Source organism: uncultured Methanobrevibacter sp. (assembly GCF_947169325.1).
Taxonomy (GTDB): domain Archaea; phylum Methanobacteriota; class Methanobacteria; order Methanobacteriales; family Methanobacteriaceae; genus Methanocatella.
Genome location: NZ_CAMVPN010000128.1, coordinates 1 through 4460 on the forward strand (window position 1 = coordinate 1; position 4460 = coordinate 4460).

Consider the following 4460-nt stretch of genomic DNA (forward strand, 5'->3'; position numbering starts at 1 on the left):
ATACTTGCAGGCACTGGTTTTGGCATTTTTCCACGAGGACCAAGAACTGGACCTAAGAATCTACCAACGAGTGGCATCATATCAGCTTGAGCTATAAGGAAATCAACAGAGTTTGCCATTTTTTTAGCAGCTTTTCTGTCTTTTCCGAACTCTTCTAAATCTCCTTTATTAATTATAGTGTCAAGACCAGCATCTTTAGCTTGAACAATGAGTTCCCCATCAGCTATGACACCGATTTTGATCGGTTTGCCACGGCCTTTAGGAAGAGCAACTTCCTCATTAAACCTATTTTCTGGCTTTCTGACATCTAAGTCTCGGATATTAATAATAATATCTACGGACTCAGTGAAGTTTCTCGGCTTTGATTGTTCTTTTGCCTCCTTCACCGCGTTAATTACATCTTGTGTCATATTCATCCCCCATGAACATTCTGTTCATTGGATTTTTTTGGTTTCATGAGTATCATTTACTAAGAAAAAAATTCTTAAACGATTGCATGAATTAAAAACAGTATATCAATCATAACCGAAATTACAACGTCATATACACTGTATTTTGTTAACTTAATTTTATTTTTGGATATACAATGACTATTCTGCTAAGATGTCATCATATACTCCGGCATCAACATCTTTTTGTGCTTGTCTTGGGTCTTTACCGTCAACGGATAATCCCATACTTACACAAGTTCCCATAACTTCTTTGACACCTGCTTTATAATCGTTTGCGAGTAATGAATCGAATTTCATTCTTGCGATTTTTAAAGCGGTTTCGATTGGTACATCATTAATAATGTCCAAACCTGGTTCATGAGAACCTTTATCGATGCCTAATTCTTCTTTAATGAGTGCTGTAGTTGGTGGAGTACCGATTTCGATTTCGAAGTCTTTGGTATCTCTGTCAATACTAACTTTAACAGGCACTTTCATTCCTGCAAAGTCTGCAGTTTTTTGATTGATTTCATCAACTACTTGCATCATGTTAATACCGAAAGGTCCTAAAGCTGGGCCTAATGGAGGTCCAGGAGTAGCGCTTCCACCTTCGATAAGAACTTCGACTGTATCTTTAGCCATCAGTCAGCCTCCTTTTGAATTATTCTAATTTGATCAGCTTTAACAGTAACCGGAATTGGTACTGCAGCTTCTATTAACTCAAGGACGACTTCTTCACGTGATTCATCAATACGAACCACTTTCGCCCTTTCGCCTTTGAACGGTCCAGAAATAAGCTCGACGATACTTCCTTTCTGTATGGAGGAAATGATCGGTTCTGGTTTCAGGAATCTTTTTGCTTCGTCGAAAGTAATGCCTACACTGCCTTCGACTACCCCTCTTAAATGTTGAACTTTCAAGTCAGGGTTCCTGAGATCTATTTTTGTTGAAGATTCAACTAAAATATACCCTTTTAAAGATTCGGGAACAAGAATTGAGGAAATGCCTATGCCATCTATGGTTCTGGCCTTACGTGCCAAGAGCCTGGCTACATTTCTTTCTTGACCTGCAGAGGTCTTAAGAGCATATATGGAACTATTAGATTCTTCCATGAAAAATTCACCTATTTTAATATTTGACTAAGTTAATGAAGTTCCACAAATTGTGGATTCTTAGGTAATTCACATATATGTGAAAGTTTACTAAGCTATCCCCTATCTTCAATAGGTTCAATATTATCATCCATTGGATTAAATAAACCAGATAATATCTTAGTTTCTTTAATTCAAAAAGATAAATTCATACATTAAGTTAAAAGTTATTATAAAAGCCATAATTTTTCAAGACATATGAAACTCTTGAAAATCAGATTTCTATAATATCAATATTTATATGAATAATAATATATAAAGCTTTTCAAAAAAACTAGTTTTTGAAAGAAAAAATTGATTACAGAATTTTATTATAAAAAGATGGGATCAAAAAAATGAAAAATTGGTTTTATAAACCAATTAATGAACCTGCTAAAACGATTACAAACCCGATAGCTCCCACGATTAAAACACCAATGGAAACTACTTTGGCGAGTTCTTTGTATTCTGGTAAATCAGGTTTTCTTGATACTTTCAATACTCTTTTACTGTCTTTTATAAATTTATCAAAACTTTCTTGTACATTCATTTAAATACCCAAAATAAAGATTATAATAAAATAATAGTAATAAAATAATTTATATTCTAAACATTAATAAATGTTTGCATTTTTGAAAAAAAATAATTGAATGGAATTAGAAAATTCCATCAATAAAATCATCCAGTTGGTCTTTAGCATTTTCAGATTCTGCAGTTTCTTCAGCATATTCGACTGCAGGTTCATCATCGGAACCGTAAGCAGATTTAATGCCTGAAACAACCACAGTTGTCCTGACCATATTTTGGAGACTTTCATCAATTTGAGTACCCCAAATGATGTTTGCTTCAGGATCCAATTTGTCAGCAACAACCTGAACGATTTTTTCAGCTTCATGTAATGTTAAATCTGAACTACCGCAGATGTTGACTAATGCACCGGTAGCGTTGGATATGTCAATATCTAACAATGGGCTGCTTAATGCTTCATGTACTGATTCTAAAGCTCTGTCGCCAGAATCTGATTCGCCCATACCAATCATAGCCATTCCAGATCCACTCATGATGCTTCTAATGTCTGCAAAGTCCAAACTTACGAGACCTTTTTTAGTAATCAGTTCAGTGATTCCTTTAACTGCTCTTCCGAGAATTTCATCGGAAACCATGAAAGCTTTGTTTAAAGGCAAGTTTGGTGCAACTTCCAGAAGTTTATCATTAGGAATTATAATAACAGTATCAGCAGCTTCTTGGAGTTTTTCTAAACCTTGTTCTGCATTTTCTCTTCTTTTGATTCCTTCAGCAGAAAATGGCATGGTAGCAACAGCAACAGTGAGTGCACCTAATTTTTTAGCTAATTTAGCGATGATTGGAGCTGAACCTGTACCGGTTCCTCCACCAAGACCACAGGTGACAAATACCATGTCTGCGCCTTCCAATTCTTCTCTGATTTCATCTTCACTTTCTTCAGCGCATTCTTCACCTACTGATGGTTCTCCACCTGCACCTAATCCTTTGGAAGTTTGTCTTCCTAAAAGGATTTTTTTGCTAGATTGACTATAAAATAAATCCTGAGCATCGGTATTTACAGCAATTGTGGTTGCTCCTTCAATGCCCATTTCGTTTAATCTTGTAATAGTATTGTTTCCTGCCCCTCCGGCACCAACAACGATAATTCTAGTTTTAACGCCATCCATAATAGTAATAAGCTCTTCATCGATATCTGAAGAGATTTTGGCAGGTGCTTTCTCTTCCATTCTTTGTTCAGATTCTTTTATTGCATCATCTATAAATTTCACAAAATTAACCCCACATACTCTGCTATTAAAATAATTGTTAAATATATCTATCTTAACTAATATTTAAATGCAACTACATTTTAAGTATTTTGAAAATTTTTGCCAAAATTGAAAAAATATATTTCAGTCCCTTGGCATTGCAATGATTTCATGGAACTTCATGTTGAAGAGGTTTTTTGAATTGACCGGAGTCAGAATAACTGCAGTATCCACACCATGAGCCCTTCCACCTATAGCTATGATCTCTTCGCCAACAGGAACCAGACCTGCATCACAGGCCATTATTGAAATTTCAGCAGCCACCTTCACGCCGTGGGAAAACATCCTCAATGTGTCTGCCACAACATCCAAAGGAGAGAACCCACCGTATTTGTTTGTCACACCTCTTGCAGCACCGCTGAATGCATGTATTCCCTGGAATGTTTTGATTCCTTCGCTTTCGAGTTTTTCAATCATTTCATCGGAAATGTCAGATTCATTGTCGCCGCTGAAGCCGACATTGTGAGACACGTTGATGATTGTAATGTCCTTGTCTATTGCGTTTGCCAGTTTCAATGCTGATTCGCCTGAAGAGGATGCAATCAATATGTATCTGATATTTTCAGCCACATCCAGTTTGTCATTAACTGCCGCAATCAGCTCATCGGTGTAATCGTCACCCTGCTTATCGAAATATGTAATGAATTTTCTTGCCATTATTACCACCTTAAAATAAATTATAAATGCATAATCTGTTATATAATTATATGAATCAATTATATTAAAGATTTTTATGACAGATTTAGAAAACATAAAGCATGTAATCAATGGAGACTACATCATAATTCCAATCGAGACAGGTTACATCAAACCAAATGAGGATTTAAGCTCCATTATAGAGCCTGCGAAAATCCTGATGCAGGACAATGATTATCTGGTAATTGCCGAAACTCCAATTTCGGTTTCACAAAACAGGCTGGTCGACGAATCACTTTACACACCATCGCTTACGGCAAAATTCCTAACGACAGTTTGGAGCAAATACCTCTGGGGATATGTCCTGGGGCCCCTGCTTGGAATCAAAAAGAGAACCATAAAGAATTTGAGAAGACTGCCTGAAGAGACAA

The 4460-nt window shown here is 36.2% G+C and carries 6 protein-coding genes and 1 pseudogene; 1 reads left to right on the forward strand and 6 read right to left on the reverse strand.

The window, feature by feature from the left end; genetic code table 11:
• The 6 genes and pseudogenes from rpl1P to Q0W26_RS11545 form a co-directional block, all read right to left on the reverse strand.
• Positions 1-410: pseudogene (rpl1P, locus tag Q0W26_RS11520) on the reverse strand (50S ribosomal protein L1); the annotation flags it as partial.
• Positions 411-590: 180 nt separating this feature from the next.
• Complete coding sequence (locus Q0W26_RS11525; protein WP_298525574.1) at positions 591-1073, reverse strand: 50S ribosomal protein L11; 483 nt, start codon at positions 1071-1073, stop codon at positions 591-593.
• Positions 1073-1543 (reverse strand): transcription elongation factor Spt5, encoded by a 471-nt coding sequence (locus Q0W26_RS11530; RefSeq protein ID WP_292746499.1) that lies wholly within the window; start codon positions 1541-1543, stop codon positions 1073-1075. The genes Q0W26_RS11525 and Q0W26_RS11530 overlap by 1 nt, the downstream gene beginning before the upstream one ends.
• Before the next feature lie 388 nt (positions 1544-1931).
• A complete protein-coding gene (locus Q0W26_RS11535; RefSeq protein WP_298525577.1) occupies positions 1932-2111 on the reverse strand; it encodes a protein translocase SEC61 complex subunit gamma in 180 nt (59 codons plus the stop codon).
• A 106-nt stretch (positions 2112-2217) separates the two neighbouring features.
• The gene (ftsZ, locus tag Q0W26_RS11540; protein WP_298525579.1) at positions 2218-3354 is read right to left on the reverse strand and encodes a cell division protein FtsZ; all 1137 of its coding nucleotides are present in this window, start codon (positions 3352-3354) and stop codon (positions 2218-2220) included.
• A 123-nt stretch (positions 3355-3477) separates the two neighbouring features.
• Complete coding sequence (locus Q0W26_RS11545) at positions 3478-4050, reverse strand: pyruvate kinase alpha/beta domain-containing protein (protein ID WP_298525582.1); 573 nt, start codon at positions 4048-4050, stop codon at positions 3478-3480.
• Between the two features lie 76 nt (positions 4051-4126).
• Here Q0W26_RS11545 and Q0W26_RS11550 point away from each other — a divergent pair.
• The coding region (locus Q0W26_RS11550) for a coenzyme F420-0:L-glutamate ligase (RefSeq protein ID WP_298525585.1) at positions 4127-4460 on the forward strand (334 nt) is incomplete at its 3' end.

Bases quoted from the DNA above. Each gene is read 5' to 3' on its own strand.
- Q0W26_RS11525 (WP_298525574.1), bottom strand. From the start codon at position 1,073: ATGGCTAAAGATACAGTCGAAGTTCTTATCGAAGGTGGAAGCGCTACT.
- Q0W26_RS11530 (WP_292746499.1), bottom strand. From the start codon at position 1,543: ATGGAAGAATCTAATAGTTCCATATATGCTCTTAAGACCTCTGCAGGT.
- Q0W26_RS11535 (WP_298525577.1), bottom strand. From the start codon at position 2,111: ATGAATGTACAAGAAAGTTTTGATAAATTTATAAAAGACAGTAAAAGA.
- Q0W26_RS11545 (WP_298525582.1), bottom strand. From the start codon at position 4,050: ATGGCAAGAAAATTCATTACATATTTCGATAAGCAGGGTGACGATTAC.